Genomic DNA, 24609 nt, shown 5'->3' with positions numbered 1-24609 from the left:
AACTTTAAAAAGGGAGTAACAAAAAACTCTATTGTTTATGCGTTGGCTCGCTAGAAAGAGCGCTCACTCCTTACCCTATCTCCTCTTATGGGCTTTTGTGTTTCTTACCGATTTTCCCCACACCCCACACCCGGTTCCCCACACCTTGCCTACCTTTGTCTACCTTTGACGTGAGCTTGTCACCCCTTCAGGCCCTTCTGCCTTCTGCCTTCTGCCTTCTGCCTTGTCTCAACCGATAGTGTAAGTATTCCACCGGACATGATATCACGCAGGTTGCTGCACGGGTAAATCGGCACTTTTCCAGGCACTCCATGAACCGGGAATATTGATGACATTCTCAAACCCATGCTTTTGCAGCAAACTGGCAGCTATAGATGCCCGATATCCACTCCCACAGTAAGTGGCTACGGTTTTAGTTTTATCTAACTTATCCAGTTTTTCTTCGAGATGGGGAACATAAATATGTTCAGCGCCAGGGATGCAACCACTGTGAAATTCTTTGTCAGTTCGCACATCTAACACCGTCAGCGTTGAGTCTTCCTTGTGCTGATTCAACTCATGCACCGTCCACTCACCAATGTGTTGCAAGGGTAGCCCCGCATTCTGCCAACTTTTCATCCCATTATGGAGATATCCGGCTAAGTTATCGTAACCCACGCGGAATAATTGTTCGGTAACCAATGATAAATCCCGCGCACTATCTACAACCAATAGCAGCGTTTTTTCGGGGTCAATCATCCAGCCTATCCAGTTCGGAAAGGCAGATTGCAGGGCAATGTTAATCGCACCCGGAATATGTCCACCCCCAAATGCCAGCATGGAACGGGTATCGATGACAAGGGTATTTTTATCTGCCATCTTTTGTTGAAACTCTTGAGGGGATAAGGGTTGCAAGGTTGGCACAGATCCTTTAATCGGTGCGCCTTTAGCGTTCACTTTCTTTAAGCGGGAATAGTGAGTGGGGGGTTCGGGCATATCGCTCAAAATCCACTCGACGAATTCGGCTTCGGTTCGTTCTTTATAGGCGTCACTAAAAACCCGTTCATTGCCAATTGTACTCTGTCGGCGATCGCCTATGGATTTACCGCAGGCTGAACCCGCACCATGACAGGGATAGACTTCCACGCGATCGCCTAATGGGACTAATTTGTCGAATAATGAGTGATACAGTTGCGCCGCCTGTTTTTTCTCAGTTCCTGTACCAACTAAATCAGGACGCCCAACATCTAGATTAAACAGCGTGTCTCCTGTCAGTACACCAAAAGGTTCTTTCCCCTGTTGAGCATCATGAATTAACAAACAGATGTGTTCTGGCGTATGTCCCGGCGTATGCAGGGCGCGGAGGGTAACTGTACCCAGTTGTAACTCGTCCCCTTCACTCAGTTGCTGTATCTGGAATTGATAATTCTCACTCTTCCCGCCGTAAATTGTGGCGTCAGTACGGGCTTGAAGTTCCGATGCGCCGGATACAAAGTCGGCGTGGATATGGGTTTCTAAGATATGGGTAATTCTCACACCCCGCGATCGCGCAATTTGCAAATAGATATCCACGTCGCGACGCGGATCGATAACGGCGGCTACACCTGCTTTATCATCTCCGACGATATAGGATAACTGTGCCAATCCTTCGGTGTTAATTTGTTCTAAAACTAATGCCATGATTTGTTCTCCTGGTAACTATTAACTCGCTGATGAATGCTGTGAAATATAATTTTTGAAGAATTCTTTCATTTGAGGGGATTTCTCACAATCAAAGCCCATGCTTTTGCCTTTTTCCATGGCTTGTTCGGCGGTCATTCCTTCGCGAGTTGCCACATACATTAATGCCATCATTCCCGAACGTAACCCACTCTTGCAGTGAATGAGGGCTGGCTTGGGCAGTTCCTCGATCTGTTGGAGAACTTGGCTTGCCAGTTCTTCCGTTAGGGTATCGGGTTTAACGGGCATATTGACATACTGCAATCCAGCGGCGGCGGCTTGCTGCTTTTCATCGCTAGCGAATCCTTCTTCGGAGGGCGATCGCAGATTCAATACCGATTTTACCCCCTCTTGAGCCGCTTGTTGCAGTTGTTCCGGTGTCACCTGATTGGTGGCTACGGTTCAATTTATTCTGAGGTCGGCTATTTATAGTCCATTCATAGTCTTGGCTGAAAATTGGCACAATTCATCTAACCTGAGAAGGAGATTTATTTCTGTCTAACGATAGTTGTAATTTTGAGATTAGGCTATTTTATTAGACGCTTCGGTGGTGAGTTAACAGGCGACTTCAGCTAAACGTTACCTTGCTCATGATACTAGCAGAAATTATTGTCAATAGAGTGATCTATTTTTTTATTGACGCGGAATTTAATGTAGAAATTATCTGAAAGTGTTAGCCTGAAAAGAGAGGGTGTTTGAATCAACGCCAAACCCACACTTGAAGCGTGGCGGATATGTTCATTTAAGCAATGACACCATAGAAACAGAATTTGTCAAATACCCTCTGAGTAGACTCAAGAGGACGAAAAAATGAATATCAACCTACCCAATAAAGCCGTTATTGGAGCAGTAGTGATTGCGGGTTCAACCCTGTTGGCACTGGGAACCAGTCCCTTGTGGGGTGAAAAAGCAACAGAGGCATCGACTCTCCTCTCTAACCAGAATGCTGGAATTAGAGCTAACACCAATCAAGAGATAGCCCAATCTCCTCCCGATACACCTAGAGGTCGAGGACGCTGGGGACATGGACATGGACATGGACACCCAGGTCGAGGACGTTGGGGACATGGACGAGGGCGACAGGGACACCGAGGTTTGGGCAACCGAATGTATAACCCGGATAGCGTGGAAACCATCACGGGTGAAGTAGTTAGTGTAGACCGATTCACCTCCAATCGCGGACGGTCTCAGGGTATGCGTATGCAGATGAGAACGGGAAATGAAACTGTTTGGGTCCATTTGGGTCCAGCTTGGTATTGGCAAAACCAAGGGATGACTATTGAGCCAAATGACAGAATTCAGGTTCAAGGTTCCCGAGTCAATATGGCAGGAACCCCCGCCATAATTGCGGCTCAAGTCCAAAAAGGAAACCAAGTCCTGAGGTTAAGGAATGAAAATGGGGTTCCGGTTTGGAGTCGGCGACAATTGCCCCAGAATTAGGGGTTGCTGAGTAAGTGTTGTGGTGAAGGGGAGCGGGGGGAGCTCACAAGGGTAGGTTTTTTACCTTGACGGTATAATGGGGGTCAGACAAGGAAGACCTGGAGGGAAAGTGGACATGGATTCTCAGTTTATGGCAATCTGAAGAAAAATGGCTACCCTTGGCAATAGATGCCACCAATATTGGTCAGAATTTTACTGTTCTTTCTCTTCATATTCTTTATCAAGGTTGTGGCATTCCCGTAGCGTGGAAAATTGTTAAAGGTACAGAAAAAGGTTCTTGGAAACCTCATTGGCTTCATATTTTTCACTACGTCAAGGATGTAGTCCCCGACTATTGGCAAGTAATCGTATTAGCGGATAGGGGACTATATGGTGACTGGCTATTTGAGGCAATTTGCTCCTTAAATTGGCATCCTTTTTTAAGAATTAATCACCAAGGAAACTATCAACTTAGATGTGATCAGAAATGGAGACATTTAGATACAGTCGCCCCAAGAGTAGGAACAAGTTGGTCGGGTTATGTTACTTGTTTTAAGAACCATTCTCTTGAATGTACTTTATTAGCACGTTGGGATGAAGGATATAAAGAACCCTGGTTAATTGTTACGGACTTAGAACCGACACAAGCTCAAAGTTTTTGGTATGGTTTACGTGCTTGGATTGAATCAAGTTATCGAGATCTAAAAAGCGATGGATGGCAGTGGCAGAAAACCCGTTTAAGAGAACCAGCCCGAGCCGAAAGAATTTGGTTAGCCATGGCAATAGCAACACTCTGGACAGTAACTGTAGGGAGTGAAGGTCAGCAACATCCATCAAAACAGTTTAACGATCAACCCAATCCAAATTATCGTATAAATTCAAAATCGGAGTTGAGACAACAACCGAGGAAAATGTCTTGCTTTTTACAAGGGTTAATCAATATTATTGCCGATTTAGTTTGTGGTAAAGGTATTTACTTAAAGGGTTTATTTCCACGACAATTTTTTTCCCTAAATACGTCTTGAACTATACGACTCTTCTCTCCCTTGTCTACTTTCCTTCCTTGTCCTCCTTGTCTTGCCCCCACCCTAAAGTAAAAAACCTACACCTGTCAGGCGGGGGGAGCGGGGGAAGCTGGGGGAGCTGGGGGAGCGGGGGAGTTATAGCACTACGGGCATAGGTTAGGACATTCCCCTATTGCCTATTACCTATTGCCTATTCCCTTTTTACCCAATTTTATTGCCCTAACCTCAATGCGTAGTGCTATATCGGTGGATAAGGGCGGGTTTTGTTGTTCCGTTATTGGTGGATAGTTGAATTGAGTCCCTAAACCCGCCCCTACAATTTAAATTTATTTGTAAATTTATTTGACAGGTAGCTTAATTACAAACTCTGTTCCTTGAGGGGGATGGGAATGACATTCAAGTTGTCCCCCGTGTTTATCTACGACAATCTGATAGCTAATTGATAATCCTAAACCGGTGCCTTGACCAACGGGTTTTGTCGTAAAGAACGGGTCAAATATTCGGGATTGAACCTCTGCGTTGATGCCAGCACCGTTGTCAGTGATACGAATAATTGCCCAGTTGGGTTCAAGGAATTCTGTGTGAATCCGAATCATCGGTGAGGGTTGAGGATGCGTTTTTGATAAGTCATGGCAATTCCGTCGGTTGGCTGAAGGTAGTCCTGATAAATAGACAGGATTATGAGCTTCGTCAAGGGCATCAATGGCATTGCTTAGAATATTCATAAACACTTGATTGAGTTGACCCGGATAACATTTGACTAACGGCAGTTGATCATAGTCTTTAACCAGTTGAATCGGAGGACGATTTCCTTGTTGGGTCAGTCGATGTTTTAAAATTAGCAGAGTGCTATCGATGCCTTGATGAAGATTCACCTGCTTACACTTAGCTTCATCAAGTCGGGAAAAGTGGCGTAAGGATTGGACAATTTCACTGATGCGGCGAGCGCCTTCTTGCATTGAGGCGAGAAGTTTGGGGAAATCGGTGGCAATAAAGTCTAGGTCAATATAATCGATGTATTCGGCAATCTCAGCAACGGGTTCGGGATAGTGTTTGCTATAGAGTTGGACTAGGTGCAGTAAGTCTTGTGCATAGTCAGAGGCGGGAGTGATGTTGCCGTAGATGAAGCTAGTGGGGTTGTTGATTTCGTGTGCTACACCTGCCACGAGTTGCCCCAAACTGACCATTTTTTCATTTTGTACCAGTTGGGCTTGGGTGCGTTGAAGTTCCTGCAAGGCTTGCTCAAGTTGCAAGGCTCTTTCTCGTTCTTGCTGAGTGATTAAGTGCAAGGCTTCTTGGGAACGTTTGCTCTCGGTGATGTCGGAAAATGAGGTGACAACGGCGTAGGGTTGGCTGTCTCCGGGATTAAACAATGGTTGAGAATTCATGCTAATCCAGGTGATATCATGTCTTTGTTCCTGGCAACCTGGCTCCTTGTGTCGTAATTTCAGCCCTCCGCTTTTTGCCTGGTTTCCACCAAGATGTGAGTCGTTCACTGGCCAGGATAGGAGTGATGCTTCGGGTGGGGAAATTCCCATAATTACTCTTACTTGGGGCTTTCCTGTGCGTAAGGTTACCATTGCGGGATGGTCTTGGCTGGGGAAGGGAGAGCCATCTTCCTGAATGATTTGTCCCCCCCAATTCATCCCGATTTGTCCGAGTATCTGTTGAGCAGAACGTCCTAAAATGTTTTCGGCACTGACATTACAGGCAATAATCTGACCGTCGGCTTGCTGGAGGAGAATTCCTTCAGACATGGCGGTGACGACGGAACGATATCGTTGTTCGCTGACTCGTAGCTCTTTCTCTATCCGTTGCCGCTCGATGAGTTCCGCCTGTACTTTAGAATATAGCTCCGATTGTTGGAGTGCGATCGCGACTTGGGTGGCTAATTGCTGTAATAGTTCGATTTCGTAGGATTGCCAGTGCCGTTGACTACGGCAGTGATGGACGATTAATAATCCCCAAAGTTTGTCACCTAAAATAATGGGTACGACTAAATTGGCGATGACTTGGAAGGGTTCAAGTAACTGGAGATGACAAGGCTGTAAACCTGCGGTATAAATATTAGCGATCGCACTGACTCGACCTTGCTGATAGAGTTGGGCATAGTCTTTGCCAAAACAGGGGTCATGGAGGGTGGTGTTGAGAACGGCTGTCCAGGGTTTCTCTACTGACTCGACGACGATTTGCCCACTCCAGTCTGGATTGAAGCGGTAAATTAATACTCGGTCTGTTTCTAGGAACTGTCGCACCTCGGTGACGGTGGTGTCAAGAATTTCATCCAAGTCTAAGGATTTGTGAATGCGTAAGGCAATTGAGCCGAATAACCGTTCCCGTTGTTGCGCCGCGACGCGATCGCTGATATCTAGTAGAGTACCGAATAGTTTATGTACCTGACCTTGGGCATTGAAAATCGGTTCTCCCTGGGCGAAAAGATGGCGGATAGAACCATCAGGGCGCAAGATACGAAACTCCACTTGGCACGATTTTCCCCGAACGAGTTGGTGAACTGTCTTTTTCCAAGCCTTTCTATCATCGGCATGAATCGTTTGCCCATGTTCTAATAAGGTGGGTGTGGGTTGTCCTGGGGAGAGACCATAAATGCGGAAGGTTTCATCCGACCAAGTGATGTCTTGGGTGGCTAAATCAAATTCCCAGCTTCCCACATGGGCAACGCTTTGAGCTTGAGCAAGATGGGTTTTCTCCTGCAAGAGTTCCGCTTGGGCTTTTTGACGTTCCTTAATTTCGGCTTCGAGTCGGGCGGTGCTAGGGATGGCTAAGGCTTGGGGAAGTAATCGGACGAGTTCTGCTGCGGTGACTAAGGAAATGAGGGCAGTCAAGGCTTTTATCCAACCGGATAACCAGTAATTTGGATGCCAAAGCGTCCAGATTTCCATAATATGGGTCGTACCACAGGCAATGATAAACCCACTAAATAACCAGAAAATCCAGTTAAACGGGATATCGTTTCTTTTGGTGACAAAATAGGTTAGCGTTAGGGGAATGGAGTAATATGCCAATGCGGTGAGAAAATCAGAGAGTAGGTGTAACCCCACTAATTCCGGCTTCCAGAGGTAGCAATGTCCGTGGGGAATGAAAAATTCGGCTAATACCATGGGATTATAAAAAACTCTTAAGAAAGATTATTAAAATGGTAGATTTAATGATTATGCCGTTCTTTATACTCTACTCTTTCTCCATCCGGCAAACGGGACAAATCATTCCTGTTCGCTGTTCCCTGTTCCCTATTCCTATACTTATTCAGCAAGCCTGACTTAATTAAACGGCAAACGATAGGGGAAAAAATAACCGCAGATAAGCCGACAGAATAGCTTCTCCCCAAAAAACTGTCAATCCTGCACCTAACGCCAGAAACGGTCCAAAGGGCATTGGTTGTCGCCGATTCAGCCAACCCATCGCCATGGCACCCCCCCCAGCAAATGCCCCAACTGCACAGGCTAAAAACCCGGCTAATAGCAAATACTTCCATCCCAACCAAGCCCCCATCATCGCCGCGAGTTTGGCATCTCCTCCCCCCATGGCGGTTTGCCCAAAGACGATAGAACCGACTAAGGTGATGATGTCAAATAACCAAAGTCCTAGAACAGCACCGCCAATTCCGGTCATGAGTTGAGCTGATATATCGGAAAGTTGAGCCGTTTGGAAAAAAGCGAATGCACCTTGAAAGACTATACCTACAACTAATCCGGATTGGGTGAGTGAGTTGGGTAGAGTCATGGTATCGAGGTCAATTAAGGATAGGGCTAATAACCAGCTTAAAAATGCCCAATAGCCAAAGGTTTCTAGGCTTAAACTATAGTGTAAAAATACGAATAAAAATAAGCATCCGGTGATGGCTTCAACTAGGGGATAACGCCAAGAGATGCGACTACGACAATGACGACAGCGCCCTTTTAACCACAGCCAACCGAGGATGGGGATATTCTCTCGTTTGCCGAGTTTGTGTAAGCAATGGGGGCAACGGGAGGGGGGGAACAGGATGGATAAGTTGGCGGGTAGGCGATAAACGACGACGTTGAGAAAGCTGCCGATTGATGCGCCGAGGGCAAAGACGATTAAAACGGTGATGATGATAATTAAAGTATCCATGGTGAATCATGTTGTAGGTTGGGTGGAGGAACGACACCCAACGAGTTTGACGTTAGGCATTGTTTACTAGCCTTAAGTTGGTACGATTTAACTTATAATATTTTTTGGCTAGACTTTGAGGGTGATGAGGCAAAGGATTAGGGCGAAGACAGCGCAACTACAAACAAACTATTCCACTCTCCATAACCAGGATTTGGAGTGGGGTTCTTCTGTTAATTGATGATTGGTTTGAATTCCTTGTTTCAAGGTTTGAGTGGGGCGATAGACAAAGATGGGGGAAAATGTATCTGGAATTTCGGGAACGCCAGGGGGGAGAACCATCTGGAGATGAACCTCTGGATTTAGCCAATGACTGAGTGAGAACATAATTCCGGGAATTTTGTCACTAACGATGAGGGGGCGTTCTGTTTGATTGACAATCTCAGTGACTTGGGGATTATATCGGCTTTTACTATGACTTTTGTGCCACCACACCGGAAATTGGGCGCTGACGATACAGGAGACAATAGCACAAAACGCCAGTGCGATCGCGCCGTATTGCCAGCGCTGTAGATGCTTGGTCTTGCCGTTGATTGCGGTAGTTTTGGCGGTCATTAAGTACGCGACTGCGATTTGAATTCCTAAATAACTGGGAATGGCATAGCGGGTAATACTCGAACGACGCCCCCCTAAAATCACATCGGGTCCAATTAACGCGAGTCCGGTCACCCCAATTAAGGTGATAATAAATACCCAAGCGTTGAGAGGGGCTTTGCGGTACAGATAGTAAAGCGCATAGATGGCGAAGCCAGCACTGAGGTAATGCAGGGGACTAAATGGACTGATGCCTTGATTCACATCAAAGAAAATTCGGCTCAGATTTAACCCCCAAAATAAGGGTAAAAATCCTTCTCGATTTAAGTTAACTGAGGCAGTATTATCCACGAACTTGGAAAAATGGGTGATGACAATTCCCAGCCAGGGTAAAAATAGGAGTACCCCGAGTAGAGACGATAATAAATACTTGGTTAGTTGGCGACTCCAGCGAAATCCTTCAGTGACTAAACTATAAATCCCATGTCCGATAGAAACGAAGGCGGAAAAGGGATGAGTATAAAGTCCTAGCGCCACAGTTATCCCGTAAATTCCCCAACTCCGTAAACGTTTCAATCGGATGGCTCGTAATAACGCGGCACTTGATAATAGAATAGTCACCGTCCACAAACTATATTCCCGTGCTTCTTGGGCGTACAAAATATGGAACGGAGAAATGGCTAGAATAACAACGCCAACCCAACTGACTGCAGATAACCCAAACAGCTCCCAACATAACCAGTACATACAAGGAAATGCCAGGAAACTAATTAACACGGATAAGCTGCGAATCGTTACAATTGAATCCGGAAAGAGTTGTAACCAGAACCGTGCCATTAAATAATAGAGAGGTGAATGTTCTGGATTTCCGGCTAAGGCGTTAATCGTGTCATTGAGATCTTTTTCCGGCGTGGGATACTGATACCGCTCTAAGAACGTGGCAACTGGAATGACTTCGCCGTCGAACGCCTGCTGGATGACTTCGGTTTGGGTATATCCAGAGATTCGCATCGAGGTCATCGTCTCATCGTACCAGTAAACCTTGCGATCGAGGTTGTAGACGCGGAAAAAGATTCCCAGTACGATTAAGGCAATCACTAAGTTGCGCCATCCGGTTGGACTTAAGGGTAATTTTTTTAACATCATTCACCAATTTTCACCCACGCGCCTTATTATAGGGGCTGCTGAATAAGTCTTGTGGTGAGGCTTCGGCACTGAGTAATTGATCAATCGTTTCGGGAAGCTGGCTAAACTCTTGGGCGGTGAGTCCAGATAGCGCCGCTTTCAATCCCGCTTCATCGGTTCCCCAACCTGCGATCGCTTGTCGCAGTTTTCCGGCGAGTACCCCATTCCCGTCAAAAATGATGGGTTAGATGCCGTGAAAAGTCTTAAAAACGGGAAATTACAGGATTTCTGTGACCAATAATTGCCACTCGATAACCAATGATTGGGGAATGGTTAAGGAAAGGGGTTGTCCCTGTTTAAGGGGTATGGAAAGGGTCAGGGATTCATCCGCTTGTAATTGGGCAAAGACATCGGTGACATCATACTGACCCACATTAGGCGCTGGCGCTTCTTGGGCAAAGACATCAGGGGCGGTGAGCAGTTTACCACCTGCTGTGGCAATTTCCAGGAATTGGGGATGGGTAAACTCAGCGATACCCGGAAAGCCGACTAACCGCAGATTCAGGTGCGTTGGCTGACCTGGTATGATTTTTTTGAACAGAACCACCTGCCAAGTTCGTCCGGATACATCTTTTAATGACTCCTGGGAATGATAGCGCATGATTCCGGGGGCGTCTTGGTGTTGTCGCAGTACAGCAACGGCTGGCGGAGTCAGGACTGTGGCTTGAAATAGGAGTAATACCAGCAGGAATCTACCAAGCGTTAGAAGCAAAGAAAAGTATCGCTGAATAGGATGAACCATAAGTATTCGATATCAAGCTAACTCAAAGATGTTTGCATATTTCCCCAGAAGGCTTCGCGCATTCGTTACCCCCGCCAGAAACAACTATCAATAATACCAGCGATAGATGTGTCGGGGCGACCTGCCCACCTAAATTAACAACTCAACTTCATTAAATTTTATCGGGTCGCCCTTTATTCTCGCTAACATGGGATATCTTATTTAAATTGTGCCATAGGAGAAATTCATCATGACCAGTCAAATTCCCAGCCAATCATCATTTTCATTGCAATTGCGCGATCGTATCGAATATCCTGAAGGAGGTGTGGTGAGTAAAGTTATCCATAAAGATGACCAGTGTGACCACACGTTGTTCTGTCTGGCGGCGGACACGAGCATTTCTGAACATACGTCACCTCGTAACGCTACGATTAATGTGATTGAAGGAAAGGGGATCTTTACTTTGGAGGGTAAGGAGATTCAATTAGAACCGGGCGTGTTTATTTCAATGGAGGCGAATGCGCCCCATGCTTTAAAAGCTGAACAAAATTTGGCGTTTCTGTTAACGCTCTGGAAAAATGAATGAGGTTGAAAATCCGAGGAGAAGTCAAGAGCCAGAATCAGCCTTGAACAAAGCTGCGTTATGCTTCACTCTCCTCACGATGGCGGCGTTACACAGCTAAAATTGTGGAATAGATTTTACCATTGAATCGGGCGCAAAGCTTTGCGCCCCTACAGTTTCTGGACGTAAGGTTAATTCATCAAATTGTTCATTGGGTTTAAACCCAAGGCGGGAAGACAGCGATAGGTGCAAGATGTGAGGGGCGGGTTTAGTTGCATCTGGGTGAGGGAAGAAACGATAATAGTCAAACCCGCTCTCTACATGTTCCCAATCCCCAATTAACCTAGATATGATACATCCCCTCGGCGAAACGGGAATACTTTAGTATAGCCGTCAAGCTAGTCCCGCTTTTGCCAAAGGATGTTCATGAGTCAACCATTACCCACCCCCGAATCCCTACCGCTTAACGCCCTGAAGGAACAACCCGACTTAACCGCAGCGCTATTGGATTTAATCGGGGCGTTGGTTGTTGTTCTGGATGCTCAAGGACGAATTGTTTATTTCAATCACGCCTGTGAACAGTTAACGGGTTATTTGCGCCAGGAAGTCCAAGGTAAATATGCTTGGGATTTATTAATCTTGCCGGAAGATGTCGCCTCAATTCAAGCCATTTTTGATCACTTAATCCCCGATGATTTCCCCAAACCCTGTGAAAGCTGCTGGGTGACGCGGGATGGAGACTGGCGCTGGATTGCGTGGATGGATACGGTTTGTTTGAATGAACAGGGGACTGTTGAGTATGTAATGGCTACAGGTCAGGATATCACAGAACGTAAACAGACAGAAAAGGCGCTGCGAGAATTGGCGACGTTGAATCAAGCGATTTTAGATAGTGCCAATTATACGATTATCTCTACTACTGTTGATGGTACGATTTCTACCTTTAATCGAGCCGCTGAAAAATGCCTCGGTTATTCGGCATCAGAAGTGGTTGGTAAAACCACACCCGCTCTATTTCATGACCCTAACGAAATTGTAGAGCGATCGCGCGAACTTTGCCAAGAACTTAATACTCCGATTCAACCTGGATTTGAGACATTTATCACCAAGGCTCGTCGGGGAGAGATTGATGAACGAGAATGGACTTATATTCGCCACGATGGGAGTCGCTTTCCGGTTTTACTCTCGATTACTGCTTTATATAACTCCGATAACCAAATCGTCGGATTTTTGGGGATTGGTAGTGATATTAGTCTCCGGAAACAAGCCGAACAAGCCTTGCGCGACAGTCAGCACTTTAGTCAACGCATTGCGGATACAGTTCCCAATATCTTGTACCTCTATGATGTGATAGAACAACGCAATGTTTATGCCAATCGTTCTACGGTTGAACGGTTAGGGTATACACCCGAAGACATTCAAGATATCGGTACAGATTTAATGTCTCATCTGGTACATCCAGCGGATATTCCTCACATTCTAGACCATCAACAGCGCTTTACAACTCTTGCAGAGGACGAGCATCTCACCCTTGAGTATCGGATAAAACATGCTAATGGAGAATGGCGCTGGCTGCGGAGTCGAGAGACGGTTTTTTCTCGAACCCTTGAAGAATTACCAAAACTGGTTCTCGGTATCGCTGAAGATATTACTGACTATAAACGGGTTGAGGATGTCCTGCGTCAAACCAATGAAGACTTAGAACAGCGGGTCAAACAGCGAACGGCTGAGTTAGAAAATGCCCATAAACAATTACGATTTCATGTCGAAAATTCCCCCTTGGGAGTGATAGAGTGGGATAGTCAGTTTCGGGTTCAGGGTTGGTCAAAACAAGCCGAGCGTATTTTTGGCTGGAAGGCGGAGGAGGTTCTGGACAAACAGTTGAATGATTGGCAATTTGTTTATCCGGATGACCTAGAATTTGTCCATCAGAAAGCCTTAAACCTGTTGAATCCAGAATCGCCACCTGAGATTATTGAAAACCGGAATCTAACTAAAGATGGCAATGTATTATATTGCCAGTGGTATAACTCTGTGTTGTTTGATGAATCAAACGCTGTCGTTTCTATTCTGTCTCTGGTGCAGGATCAGACAGAACGTAAGCAGGCTGAGGAACAACTCCAACAACTGAATCAACAGCTTCAGCGTTCTAACCAAGAATTAGAACAATTTGCCTACGTCGCCTCCCACGATTTGCGAGAACCCCTGCGGAAACTTAGGAGTTATAGTGATTTATTGGTGAAACGCTATCAGGGTCAGTTAGATGAACGAGCGGATAAATATATTAGCTATATTACCGATAGTGTCATCCGGATGCAGGCGTTAATTACGGATTTATTGACCTATTCACGAGTCAGTCGCAATGAACTGGTTTTAGAACCTACTGATTTAGGTGAAATTCTTCAGCAGACGTTAACGGATTTAAGTCCAGCGATTGAAGAAAATCAGGCAATTATTAATACCACACGCCTTCCCATTGTGCAAGCTAATTCTTTACAAATTAGGCAAGTTTTACAGAATTTAATTGCCAATGCGATTAAATTTCGCCGCGAACAGCCGCCACAAATTAATATTAAGGCTGACTGTCAGGATGATTTTTGGCAGATTTCCATTCAAGATAATGGGATTGGCATTGATCCTAACTATAGCGATCGCATTTTTGCCATTTTTCAACGCCTACATTACCGCGAAGAGTATCCAGGAACAGGGATTGGGTTAGCCATTTGTCAAAAGATAGTGGAACGTCACGGCGGAAAAATTTGGGTCGAGTCGGAATTGGGTCAGGGAAGTACCTTCCACTTCACGTTAATAAAGTAGAAACATAGCATCTACGTCTGGAACACTCGGTCGGGGCGGGTTTAGTCGCATCTGGGTTAGAAAAGAAACGAGAGTAGTGAAACCCGCCCCTACACAAAACCATATCCAAAACGTTACTTCCCCTGTTCCCTAAAAAATGACCATTATGTATATTCCCCACGGACATTGTTATCTTTGGCAAACGAATTTAGTTGGATTGCATGTTGTTGCTGATGGTTTGATCGCCTTAGCCTACTATTCGATTCCGATTACACTGCTGTACTTTATCCAAAAGCGGCAAGATGTACCTTTTAAAGGACTATTTTGGTTATTTAGTGCCTTTATTATTAGTTGTGGTACGACTCATTTAATGGGGATTGTCACCCTTTGGTATCCTATCTATTGGGTATCGGGATTGATTAAAGCCATAACCGCTTTTATTTCTATCTACACAGCTTTGGTAATAATGCCAATACTGCCGCAAGCCTTAAACTTACCCAGTCCCGCCAAACTGAAACAAATTAACGATGAATTAGCTACTCAAATTGTCCAGCGAGAGGACATAGAAACATCATTGCGGGAAACGCAAGAGCGATTTATTTTAGCGGTTCGGGGGTCAGGTGATGGATTATGGGATTGGAAGATTAGTACCGGGGAGGTTTATTACTCACCCCGATTTAAACAGATTTTGGGTTATGAGGAACAAGAAGGCGAAAATAATTATAATTTCTGGGAATCTAAAGTCCATCCAGAGGATCGCGATCGCGTTATGGCGGCGATGCAAGATCACTTAGAGAATCACGTTCCTTATGCCATAGAGTATCGCCTCCGCCAAAAATCTGGCGACTATTGCTGGATTTACGCTAGGGCGCAAGCAATTTGGGATGAAATGGGAAAACCGACGCGAATGGCGGGTTCAATTAGTGATATCACGGATCGCAAACGCGCTGAAGAAGCTTTACAGCAAAGTGAGGCAAAATATCGGGCGTTAATTGATACCACGCAGACGGGTTATGTGGTACTGGATCAACAGGGTAAAGTGCTGGATGCAAATCAGGAATATAGTCGCGTTACGGGACATTGTAATGTATCCGATATTCTCGGTAAAACAGTTTTAGATTGGACAGCACCTTATGATTTAGAACGCAATGCGGCGGAAGTGCAAAAGGCGTTCGTGGAACGATCGGTACAAAATTTAGAGATTGATTATTGTCATGCAAATGGTACAATTATTCCGATTGAAGTTAATGCCAGAGTGATCGACACCGACGAGGATTGTCGCATATTAGCCTTATGTCGAGATATTAGCGAACGCAAACAAGCCAGACAAGAACTTAAAGCCGCGATCGCGGATTTAGCCCGTTCTAATCAAGACTTAGAACAGTTTGCTTATGTCGCCTCCCATGATTTGCGAGAACCGCTGCGAAAAATTAGGAGTTACAGTGATTTGTTGGTGAAACGCTATCGAGGTAAACTGGACGAACGCGCTGATAAATATATCGCCTATATTACCGATGCGACCCAGAGAATGCAAAGCCTGATTAGCGACTTGTTAACCTATTCACGGGTAAGTAAACCGGAACTGATTCCCGAACCCACAGATTTGGGAGGAATTCTTAATAAAACCCTGGCAGATTTAAGTCCTCTGATTAAAGAAAATCAGGCAATAATTACCGCCGATTCTTTACCAAAAGTGAACGCCAATCCGACACAAATGGCGCAACTGCTGCAAAACCTGATTACCAATGGGATTAAATTCCGTACTCAACAGCCGCCTCGCATCCATATCACCGCGACGCGAGAGGGTCAATTTTGGCAGATTGCGGTTCAGGATAATGGTATCGGAATAGAGACACAGTATCGCGATCGCATCTTTGTCATTTTCCAGCGCCTCCATTACCGGGAAGAGTATCCAGGGACAGGGATTGGACTCGCCGTCTGCAAAAAAATTGTCGAACGTCACGGCGGACAAATCTGGGTAGAATCAGAATTAGGACAAGGTAGCACCTTTTACTTTACACTACCCGCCGTGTAGGAGAGATGGGGAAGATGAGGGACACCTCGACTTACCTCGACTTCGCTCGGTAACACGCTCGGTGTGTCAGATGGGGAAGATGAGAGAACTTTCCTTGTCTGTGTAATCAGTGTCAATAAGCTCTCACCTCCCTACCCCTATCTCTCCAATAAATCCGTGAAATCAGTGTTTTGACAAATGACAAACAACGTTAGTTTTCCCCAGAGTTTGGGAACTATCTCATAAATGGGAATAGTGCGAGAATTATCCACAAACACTGTATGTTATGACCTGCTTGATGAACCCAACAACTAAAGCGATTGAAATTCTCCTCGTCGAAGATGATCCGGGGGACATTGACTTAATTGAAGAAGCCCTAGAAGATGCCAAATTACAGATTAATCTCAATAGTGTCAGGGATGGGGTTGAAGCGCTGGCTTACTTGCGGCGAGAAGGGAAATATACTCAGGCTATCTCGCCAGACTTAATTCTACTGGATCTCAATCTACCCCGTCGAGATGGGCGTGAGGTACTCCAGGATATTAAAGGTGACAACTACTTTAAACGCATCCCTGTGGTGGTTTTAACCACGTCTGATGCTGAGGACGATATTCTGAAGTCCTACAACCTGGGTGCTAACTGCTATGTATCCAAACCGCTGGGTATGCAAGACTTTATCAAAATTGTCGAATCCATCGAAAACTTCTGGTTTACCGTTGTCAAACTTCCACCCAAATAATTACCATGGACACCTCTCCTATCCGAGTATTACTCATTGAAGATGACCTCGGTGATGCTGATTTAATCACAGAATTCCTCGATTTGGTCAAGTCAACTCCGTTCCAAATTACTCACCATCGCTGTTTGCAAGAGATACTACAGCCGAGGGTTCAAGATGCTTATGATGTCATCTTATTGGATTTGTCATTACCCGACAGTTTCGGCTTAGAAACCGTTGAGCAGGTGTACAATCAGTTTGCCACGATCCCCATTGTCATTCTCAGTGGCTTAGAGGATGAATCACTCGCCACAATTGCGGTTCAGAAAGGAGCGCAAGATTATTTAGTTAAGGGTGATTTTGACAGTAATTTATTAGTGCGTTCTATCCGCTATGCCATTGAACGGGCTAAAATAATCCAATTACTCAATCAAAAAGAGCAACAATTAGAACAGGCAAATGAACAACTCGAACATCGCGTCGCTGAACGAACCAGTGAACTCCAACAAGCCAATAATCAATTACGAACCTTAGAATCTCAGTTGCGGCTGGCGCTGGCTCAAGAACAAGAACTCAGCCATTTCAAATCCCGGATTATATCTACTGTTTCTCATGAATACCGCACGCCTTTGACAACAATTAACTCATCTGCCGAAATTCTGGAACGGTATCTCCACAAATTGGATGCACAGAAACAGCGTAAACATTTCCAGCGGATTCAGGCATCGGTTAAACATCTAACCGCTTTAGTGGAAGATGTGCTATTTATTAACAAAGCAGAACTTGAGAAAGTCGAGTTCAACCCAGAACCTATCTATTTAGTTAGCTTTTTTGAAGAAATCGTTGAAGGATTACAAATTACTGTCGATGAGAAACATCAGCTATTTTTCAAGCATCACGGGAGTTGTGAATGCGCTAATTTCGACCCTAAGTTACTGCGACAAATGATTACTAATTTGCTCTCGAATGCGATTAAGTATTCGCCGCAGGGGGGTAAAATTACGCTAACGTTAACCTGTGAAGACAAGCAGGTTGTATTTCAGGTGCAGGATCAGGGAATCGGTATTCCCCCAGCCGATCAAGCGAAGTTATTTGAATCCTTTAGTCGCGCCGGAAATGTGGGAACGATTGCCGGAACCGGGTTAGGATTATCAATTGTTAAAAAATGTGTTGATTTACACGGGGGTGAGATTACAGTAAAAAGCGAGGTCGGTTTGGGTACAACCTTTACGGTGAAATTACCTTTAATTAAGTAATAAATAATAAGTCATATTGTAGGGGCGGGTTTAGGTACTCAGATAAGCTTCTCACCGATAAGTGAAGAGCAAAACCCGCCCTTCACTTATCGGGGCTTCTGGATTTCTGCATTCTTAAGCTGTCATTCGTTTAAATTAGGTATTAGTAGCGAGCAAGATGCAAAGCCTGCGGCATGGCTTCGCTTAACGCACTACAAAGATTGCGCTATTATAATCTTCCTCCTTCTCTTCTGCCTTCTGCCCTCCGCCCCTCTACTCTCTGCCTTCTTGAATCCTTTAATACTATAGCCATCCTCGCAGCCAATAGACGGCTGTCCCAATATATTCCTTAATCGCCCGGGTCGTCATATCTAAATTTTGAGTATCTGGCAAACCATTCAATAAAATAGCCGCTAGACTACTATTCGGTTCATTCAATTCTTGTTGAGTAACCAAAAAATCAGTCGGTGCTGGTATCACATCAATCCCCTGACGCTGGAAAACCCGCAGTGCGCGGGGCGTATGCATGGCAGAGGTCACTAATAATACCTGCTTTATCCCTTCTTGCTGTAAAATTTGCCGCACATTGACGGCATTTTGGTGAGTGTTCAGAGACGCCGGATCTTGCAAAATAGCTGAGGGAGGAACGCCAATCATTTCCAAGATTTGAGCCATATCCGCTGATTCCGGAGAACCCCCACCCCGCCACTCAATCCGCCCCCCAGAGGCAATAATCACAGGGGCTTTCCCTTGCTGATAAAGCTGCGCCCCATAGAAAACGCGATCGCCTGCTTCATTTAAATCCGGTGCAGGGCGCGGCGGAATGGCGGATCGAGTCGCCCCACCCAAAATCACGATCGCCTCCGCCTGGGGTAACTCGGTTGGCGGAATATGCTGCCACTCTAGGGATTGAACCATGCTATGGGCAACCCAACCGTTACTGGCGACTAATAAGATGATTAATCCTAAGGCGATAGGGATAGGAACCAAGCGGGGGCGTTTCCAGGACAAGACTAACGCCACAACCATGAGTACGCAAGCAAGTCCTAATGGATATACAAATAAGGGGAGTAACTTGGAGAGAAATAAAAACATACGAAAATTAAATACAGAATTCTGATTGTATCCAGCCTTATGGTAAGGTTAAAGATGCACTAATAGACTCCTCTACTGTATAAAGCGCTATACAGTCCTCCTCCTAACCCAACTGACTGGTCTGTATCTAAAAGCGTTAATTGAGGTGGGGATCACTAACCTCAACAAAAATGCAACAATAAAAGTAACCTAAACTCATTCTGAAGTGGAATGCTTCGCCCCGGCGACGCCGATATCTTAAATTTCCTTGAACAAATCCAGCTGGCTCGAAACGTCACGGCTGGTTTGCGCTGCTATCGTCTGCGAACGATGTGCTTACATTTTGGGCGATGGCTGAAATTAAACAAAACCCAACTTCGCCAGCTTGTTTTCCTGAGTTACTGTCATGGCTTAGGCAAACTCAGCATTCCTGACTCGATCTTACTCAATCCCGGTTCCTTAAGTGAACAGGATTGGGTAAAAATTCGCGAGTATCCCGAAGTGTCTGCTTTGATCTGTAAGCAGCTTCCGGGGTTGAGAGAATTTGTCCCCCTAGTCTTGTCTCATCAAGAACGACTCAATGGCACCGGCTATCCCAGAGGACTCAAAGGCGATGAAATTCCATTTATTGTCCAAGTGTTCCAGCTTGTCAACATCGCCGATGCGATTATCAGTAAGCGACTCCATCGCACCCGGAACGAACCCTCAAGCGATCGCCCCTACTGGATGCAAGCCATAGAGGAGATTACCAAGGAGATGGAAGCAGGCGCACGCGATCCCAACTTATGTGAGAAATTTTTCCGATTTCTGGAGCTGTTCTACCAAGGCGGCGGGTGATGGGAAGATTGGGGAGATGGGGAAGATGGGGAAGATGGGGAAGATGGGGAAGATGGGGAAGATGGGGAAGATGGGGAAGATGGGGGAGCGTCTATTGTAGGGGCGGGTTTTACCTCTAACGTTTGAAATGGTGCGTTACGCTTCGCTAACGCACCCTACACCTACACCCGCCCTGATAGAGTGCAATAATTCTTCGACCAATGACCAATAGGTTATGGTAGAGATTAAACTGGCACGATAGACGGATGGTTGCCATGAAAAAGTTTTTGTTACTGTGTTTGTTTGTGATTGGGCTAGGTTTTGCCCTGTTCAACTTTAAAGGGTTGGCAAATCAGGGGGAATTTGGCTCAATTGTACTGGATTTCCGGGAAGATATTCCCGCTACAGAGATTAGCGCTGAGGTGGACGCGATCGCGCAAAAATACGGCGTGACACCGCGACTCAATAGCGAATTCTCTGACGTTGACAATATTTACATTTTGGAGGGAGATAAACAAGTCCTGCGTCAGCTCAAACGCTCAGAACTGGCAAAGGACACGGAATATATTGAACCCAACTACATCTACAGTACGTTTTTTGTTCCCAACGACCCCAGCTATAGCCAGCAATGGAATCTTCGCAGCATTAATGTGGAAGCCGCCTGGGATGAGACGCGGGGAAGTGGGATTACGGTAGCGGTGATTGACACTGGGGTTAGTCCGGTTCCTGATCTCAAAGATACCAAACTCGTCGAAGGGTACGACTTCGTAAACGATAAAGTTGACGCCTTCGATGATAATGGTCACGGGACTCACGTTGCTGGAACTATTGCTCAATCCACCAATAATAGTTACGGCGTTGCTGGCGTCGCGTATGAAGCTAGTCTCATGCCCTTAAAAGTCTTGAGTGCAGGTGGCGGTGGTACGATTTCCGATATCGCGGAAGCGATTAAATTCGCCGCCGATAATGGCGCGGATGTGATCAATATGAGCTTGGGCGGTGGCGGTGAAAGTCAACTGATGCAAGAAGCGATCGACTATGCCTATAACAAAGGTGTGGCGATTATCGCAGCAGCAGGAAATGCTAACCAAAATTCCGCCTCCTATCCCGCCCGCTATCCCCATGTTCTCGGTGTTTCTGCGGTAGATTCCGCTGGCGTGAAAGCCCCCTATTCTAACTACGGTGCAGGGGTTGACATTTCTGCCCCTGGTGGTAGTGAAGCGGGTAAGATTATCCAAGAAACCATTAATCCCAAAACCAACACGGCTGTTTTTTCTGGCTTTCAAGGTACCAGTATGGCAGCTCCCCACGTTGCTGGAGTCGCAGCTTTGGTGAAAGCGAGTGGGATCAATGATCCTGATGAAATTTTCACCGTTCTCCAACAATCCAGCCGCCAGATTGAAGATGATCCCCTCAACCACTTTGGCGCGGGACAATTAGATGCCTCAGGTGCAGTGCAATTGGCGGCGAAGGGACAAATTACCTTCCGTGATTTCTTCCGTTGGTTGCGCGATAACGGGTATCTGAATCTCCGCTTCTGGATTGATGGTGGTGCAGTGGCGCTGCTGCCGAAAGTTCTCATGGTTCTGGGTTCCTACCTCTTGGCGTGGTTCTTACGGAACTATTTGTCCTTTGGCTGGAGTTTGACCACGGGGTTAGTAGCTGGAAGTTCGGGATTATTTTTCCTGCGTGGCTTCTATATCTTTGACTTACCCCAGTGGCCCCTACGAGTCATGGGCAGTTCGATTCCGGAACTGGGTACTGCGGTTCAAGGTAGTGGGGTATTAAATCCCATTTTTGCCAGCGTGCTGATTCCCTTTATCTTAATCGCATTGTTCCTGGGACATCCCCAATGGAAATGGGTGGCGATTGGTTCAGCCTTGGGTGTTGCCAGTTGTTTGGCGGTGAGTGCGATAATGTCTCCCAGTGTTCTGTGGTTAGGTAGTGGCATTGGAGCGCGTCTATTCTTAATGACGAATGCTCTCCTCTGCTTCGGACTTGCCTATTTTGCCTCTAAAGAAGAGGGGAGATTTGCATGAGCATTAATGTCACGGGCAAAATCGAACACAAGGATATTGGTGTCGGGACTTGGGCATTAGTGGCTGAGTCTGGAGAAACCTATGAACTTCAGGATCTCCCCGATGAGTTAAAGCAATCTAACCTGAACGTGAAGGTGCAAGGACAGGTGCGAGAGGATGTAATGACCACAGCAATGATTGGTCCTGTTCTCCAAGTGCAGTCCTTTGAGGTGATATAGCGTTACGCGCTAGGCTTTCTTGCAATAGGCAATAGGCAATAGTGAAGAAAAAAGCTTACCTGACAAGGGATTAAGCGATTTGAATTTTTCTTCGTTTGTCCTAACCCTAATGCGTAGTGCCTATAACTTAACGTAAACCCGATTAGCTCCCATTGACTAGATCCCCGACTTCTTGAAGAAGTCGGGGATCTAATTAATTAATCTTCTAATTAATTCAACTATTGAGCAGAGGGATAGATGGATTTAGCAATGAATACAGGCTGATTCTCGTATTCGGCTTCCAGTTGGCGTTTGACATCCAAATCCCAGGTTAAATCATAATCCCGCTCAAATTCAGCCGCGATAAAGGGACGTATCTCACCTGTCACGACAACATCTTCACCTTCGACCATGGTTCTCTCCGGTGGGACTAAGGTGAAGACTAACAAGTCACCGCCACCGGCTAACTGATCTTCATCGAGGGTAAAGGTATTGTTACTCATGATTTCTTCCACTTCACCCTCTACAGCCACAGTTTGATTGTAGAATTGGCTAGGATCTTCGGTAATTTCTCCGGGTTTGGGCGCAAGTGCCAGTGATTCAGCGACAATAGCAGGCTGTTGTTCGTAGTCGGTATCGAATTGGAAGTCTAAGTCGAATTCTTCCTCAAACTCTACCATATTAAACTGACGCACTTCACCGGTGACTTGGACTTCAACATCCTCCTCTTCTGGCAGCATAAAGGGTTCGCCTGAGGTATTGACCACGATAATCTCATCACCAAAAAGCTCATCCTCTGAGAGGGTAAAGGTGACATTATCCAGAACATCTCTCACTTCGCCTCTGATGCTCACGCTTTGACCGATGAGTTGTTCGGTGTTCTCCTCGACTTCCTCAGCCGTTACGTTTTCTTCCTCTTGTCCATCGGTGACAACATCTTGGGTAGTGTCGGCGCAGGAGGGAAGCAGCACCGCCATCAGCGCTAAGGCGATCGCACTAGCAGGTAAGCTTTTACGATAGTGTTTAATAAACATGTATGAATGTCCTCTGAATATTCAGCAAATCTTAGAAGTTAAGGCTTCCACCATTCATTCAAAGGCAATCTAGCCGCGATCGCATCTTTCTCAGGAGTAGCAATCAACTCTATCCCATGGAGGATTTTGGCGAATAGGGAGATGGGGAAGCTGGGGAAGCGATGTAGAGACGTAGCATGCTACGTCTGGAAGCAGGGGGAGATATTGATAAAAAAATGATCTAAACTGCTTGGGATATATTTATTAGTCTTCCAGTTCCGGTCAATGCCAAACAAAAGCAATCACGATTTAATCCGGGAAGCCGAAGCAACCCGTGTGCAGATACTCAGTGAAGCCCTACCTTACATCCAGCAGTTTGCTGGGAGGACGGTTGTGGTTAAGTATGGGGGGGCGGCGATGAAGGATAGCAGCCTCAAAGATAAAGTGATTCGGGATGTTGTCTTCTTATCCTGTGTCGGCGTTCGTCCTGTCGTGGTTCACGGCGGTGGTCCAGAAATTAATAGCTGGTTGGATAAGCTGGGGATTGAACCGCAGTTTAAGGATGGGTTGCGGGTAACGGATGCACCCACGATGGATGTGGTGGAAATGGTTCTCGTGGGGCGAGTGAATAAAGAGTTAGTCTCGCTAATTAACCGGGCTGGGGGTTTAGCCGTGGGACTTTGCGGTAAAGACGGGAATTTAATCAAAGCCCGTCCGGAAGGGCGCCAGGGGATTGGCTTTGTTGGAGAAGTCAGCAGTGTGGATATTAAACTGGTGGACTCTTTGGTCAAAAGTGGCTATATTCCGGTTGTGTCAAGTGTTTCGGCTGATGAAACGGGTCAAGCCTATAATATCAATGCTGATACCGTTGCTGGCGAAATTGCTGCCGCTTTGGGAGCAGAAAAGTTAATTCTACTCACTGATACTCCGGGGATTTTGCAGGATTACAAAGATCCTTCCACTCTCATGGCTAAGCTGGATATCCAACAAGCACGAGAGTTAATGGCATCAGGCGTTGTGGCTGGCGGTATGATACCTAAGGTTAACTGTTGTGTGCGATCGCTAGCTCAAGGGGTACGGGCGGCTCATATTATTGATGGTCGAATCCCCCACGCTCTACTTTTAGAAATTTTTACCAATAAAGGAATTGGTTCTATGATTGTGGCTTCTGAATTTACGACGTAGTGGCTTGACCCACTTAAAATAGGGTTTTGTTTGTAGTGAGAACTTTAGTTCTCCGAGCTGGAGAGGGCTGAGGTTCCCTCACTACTTAGGGTCTGCTGAATAAGTCTTGTGGTGGGGAAAAGGCTTTTATGCAGGAGGCAGAAGGCAGAAGGGAAGAGGGTTTAATCCAACCCACAATCGTTGTCCTGGGAGTATCTTTCTCACGCTAGGTGCTAGGTTTTTTACA

Annotated in this window: 20 protein-coding genes; 11 read left to right on the top strand and 9 right to left on the bottom strand. The window is 45.9% G+C overall.

Annotation, left to right across the window (positions count from 1 at the left end; genetic code table 11):
• Positions 1 to 264: 264 nt before the first annotated feature.
• Positions 265 to 1659: an MBL fold metallo-hydrolase gene (locus RIE73_RS35400; protein ID WP_446405620.1), complete on the bottom strand. Its 1395-nt coding sequence runs from the start codon at positions 1657 to 1659 to the stop codon at positions 265 to 267.
• Positions 1660 to 1680: 21 nt separating this feature from the next.
• Positions 1681 to 2082 carry a beta-lactamase hydrolase domain-containing protein gene (locus RIE73_RS35395; RefSeq protein ID WP_446405619.1) on the bottom strand — a complete coding sequence of 134 codons (402 nt, stop codon included), beginning with the start codon at positions 2080 to 2082 and terminating at the stop codon, positions 1681 to 1683.
• A 426-nt stretch (positions 2083 to 2508) separates the two neighbouring features.
• Here RIE73_RS35395 and RIE73_RS35390 point away from each other — a divergent pair, with 426 nt between their 5' ends.
• Both RIE73_RS35390 and RIE73_RS35385 read left to right on the top strand, forming a co-directional pair.
• Complete coding sequence (locus RIE73_RS35390) at positions 2509 to 3138, top strand: hypothetical protein (protein WP_446405618.1); 630 nt, start codon at positions 2509 to 2511, stop codon at positions 3136 to 3138.
• A 158-nt stretch (positions 3139 to 3296) separates the two neighbouring features.
• Complete coding sequence (locus tag RIE73_RS35385; protein WP_446405617.1) at positions 3297 to 4142, top strand: transposase; 846 nt, start codon at positions 3297 to 3299, stop codon at positions 4140 to 4142.
• 338 nt (positions 4143 to 4480) lie between these two features.
• Here the strand turns inward: RIE73_RS35385 and RIE73_RS35380 are convergent, their stop codons facing one another.
• The 5 genes from RIE73_RS35380 to RIE73_RS35360 form a co-directional block, all read right to left on the bottom strand.
• Entirely contained in the window at positions 4481 to 7261 is a 2781-nt protein-coding gene (locus RIE73_RS35380) for a GAF domain-containing protein (protein ID WP_446405616.1), read from the bottom strand.
• A 163-nt stretch (positions 7262 to 7424) separates the two neighbouring features.
• Positions 7425 to 8255, bottom strand: a complete 831-nt coding sequence (locus tag RIE73_RS35375) for a prepilin peptidase (protein ID WP_446405615.1) — start codon at positions 8253 to 8255, stop codon at positions 7425 to 7427.
• A gap of 168 nt (positions 8256 to 8423) precedes the next feature.
• Complete coding sequence (locus RIE73_RS35370; RefSeq protein ID WP_446405614.1) at positions 8424 to 9974, bottom strand: glycosyltransferase family 39 protein; 1551 nt, start codon at positions 9972 to 9974, stop codon at positions 8424 to 8426.
• Between the two features lie 10 nt (positions 9975 to 9984).
• The gene (locus RIE73_RS35365; RefSeq protein ID WP_446405613.1) at positions 9985 to 10116 is read right to left on the bottom strand and encodes a hypothetical protein; all 132 of its coding nucleotides are present in this window, start codon (positions 10114 to 10116) and stop codon (positions 9985 to 9987) included.
• Positions 10117 to 10230: 114 nt separating this feature from the next.
• The gene (locus RIE73_RS35360; RefSeq protein WP_446405612.1) at positions 10231 to 10755 is read right to left on the bottom strand and encodes a DUF3122 domain-containing protein; all 525 of its coding nucleotides are present in this window, start codon (positions 10753 to 10755) and stop codon (positions 10231 to 10233) included.
• A 229-nt stretch (positions 10756 to 10984) separates the two neighbouring features.
• On the opposite strand from RIE73_RS35360, the gene RIE73_RS35355 reads away from it, so the two are divergent.
• The 5 genes from RIE73_RS35355 (at position 10985) to RIE73_RS35335 (ending at position 18080) form a co-directional block, all read left to right on the top strand.
• On the top strand, positions 10985 to 11320 hold the full coding sequence (locus RIE73_RS35355; RefSeq protein ID WP_446405611.1) for a cupin domain-containing protein: 336 nt from the start codon (positions 10985 to 10987) through the stop codon (positions 11318 to 11320).
• 402 nt (positions 11321 to 11722) lie between these two features.
• On the top strand, positions 11723 to 14113 hold the full coding sequence (locus RIE73_RS35350) for a PAS domain S-box protein (RefSeq protein WP_446405610.1): 2391 nt from the start codon (positions 11723 to 11725) through the stop codon (positions 14111 to 14113).
• Between the two features lie 136 nt (positions 14114 to 14249).
• On the top strand, positions 14250 to 16127 hold the full coding sequence (locus RIE73_RS35345) for a sensor histidine kinase (protein ID WP_446405609.1): 1878 nt from the start codon (positions 14250 to 14252) through the stop codon (positions 16125 to 16127).
• Positions 16128 to 16404: 277 nt separating this feature from the next.
• Positions 16405 to 16845: a response regulator gene (locus RIE73_RS35340; protein ID WP_446405608.1), complete on the top strand. Its 441-nt coding sequence runs from the start codon at positions 16405 to 16407 to the stop codon at positions 16843 to 16845.
• A gap of 5 nt (positions 16846 to 16850) precedes the next feature.
• Positions 16851 to 18080, top strand: a complete 1230-nt coding sequence (locus tag RIE73_RS35335; protein WP_446405607.1) for an ATP-binding protein — start codon at positions 16851 to 16853, stop codon at positions 18078 to 18080.
• Positions 18081 to 18362: 282 nt separating this feature from the next.
• Here RIE73_RS35335 and RIE73_RS35330 read toward each other — a convergent pair whose 3' ends face one another.
• Complete coding sequence (locus RIE73_RS35330) at positions 18363 to 19154, bottom strand: YdcF family protein (protein WP_446405606.1); 792 nt, start codon at positions 19152 to 19154, stop codon at positions 18363 to 18365.
• A gap of 210 nt (positions 19155 to 19364) precedes the next feature.
• Here RIE73_RS35330 and RIE73_RS35325 point away from each other — a divergent pair, with 210 nt between their 5' ends.
• The 3 genes from RIE73_RS35325 to RIE73_RS35315 all read left to right on the top strand — a co-directional run bounded on the left by RIE73_RS35325 (position 19365) and on the right by RIE73_RS35315 (position 22206).
• Positions 19365 to 19970 carry an HD-GYP domain-containing protein gene (locus tag RIE73_RS35325; RefSeq protein ID WP_446405605.1) on the top strand — a complete coding sequence of 202 codons (606 nt, stop codon included), beginning with the start codon at positions 19365 to 19367 and terminating at the stop codon, positions 19968 to 19970.
• Between the two features lie 254 nt (positions 19971 to 20224).
• Positions 20225 to 21988 carry a S8 family peptidase gene (locus RIE73_RS35320; RefSeq protein WP_446405621.1) on the top strand — a complete coding sequence of 588 codons (1764 nt, stop codon included), beginning with the start codon at positions 20225 to 20227 and terminating at the stop codon, positions 21986 to 21988.
• Positions 21985 to 22206: a hypothetical protein gene (locus RIE73_RS35315; RefSeq protein ID WP_446405604.1), complete on the top strand. Its 222-nt coding sequence runs from the start codon at positions 21985 to 21987 to the stop codon at positions 22204 to 22206. The genes RIE73_RS35320 and RIE73_RS35315 overlap by 4 nt, the downstream gene beginning before the upstream one ends.
• A 218-nt stretch (positions 22207 to 22424) precedes the next feature.
• Here the strand turns inward: RIE73_RS35315 and RIE73_RS35310 are convergent, their stop codons facing one another.
• Positions 22425 to 23219, bottom strand: coding sequence for a hypothetical protein (locus RIE73_RS35310; protein ID WP_446405603.1), 795 nt, complete (start codon positions 23217 to 23219; stop codon positions 22425 to 22427).
• Between the two features lie 264 nt (positions 23220 to 23483).
• On the opposite strand from RIE73_RS35310, the gene argB reads away from it, so the two are divergent.
• Positions 23484 to 24383 carry an acetylglutamate kinase gene (gene argB, locus RIE73_RS35305; RefSeq protein WP_446405602.1) on the top strand — a complete coding sequence of 300 codons (900 nt, stop codon included), beginning with the start codon at positions 23484 to 23486 and terminating at the stop codon, positions 24381 to 24383.
• Positions 24384 to 24609: the final 226 nt, after the last annotated feature.

Origin of the sequence: Coleofasciculus sp. C1-SOL-03, from assembly GCF_040220555.1 — a bacterium.
Lineage (GTDB): Bacteria > Cyanobacteriota > Cyanobacteriia > Cyanobacteriales > Coleofasciculaceae > Coleofasciculus.
This window is presented reverse-complemented; position numbering and strand designations above follow the sequence as displayed.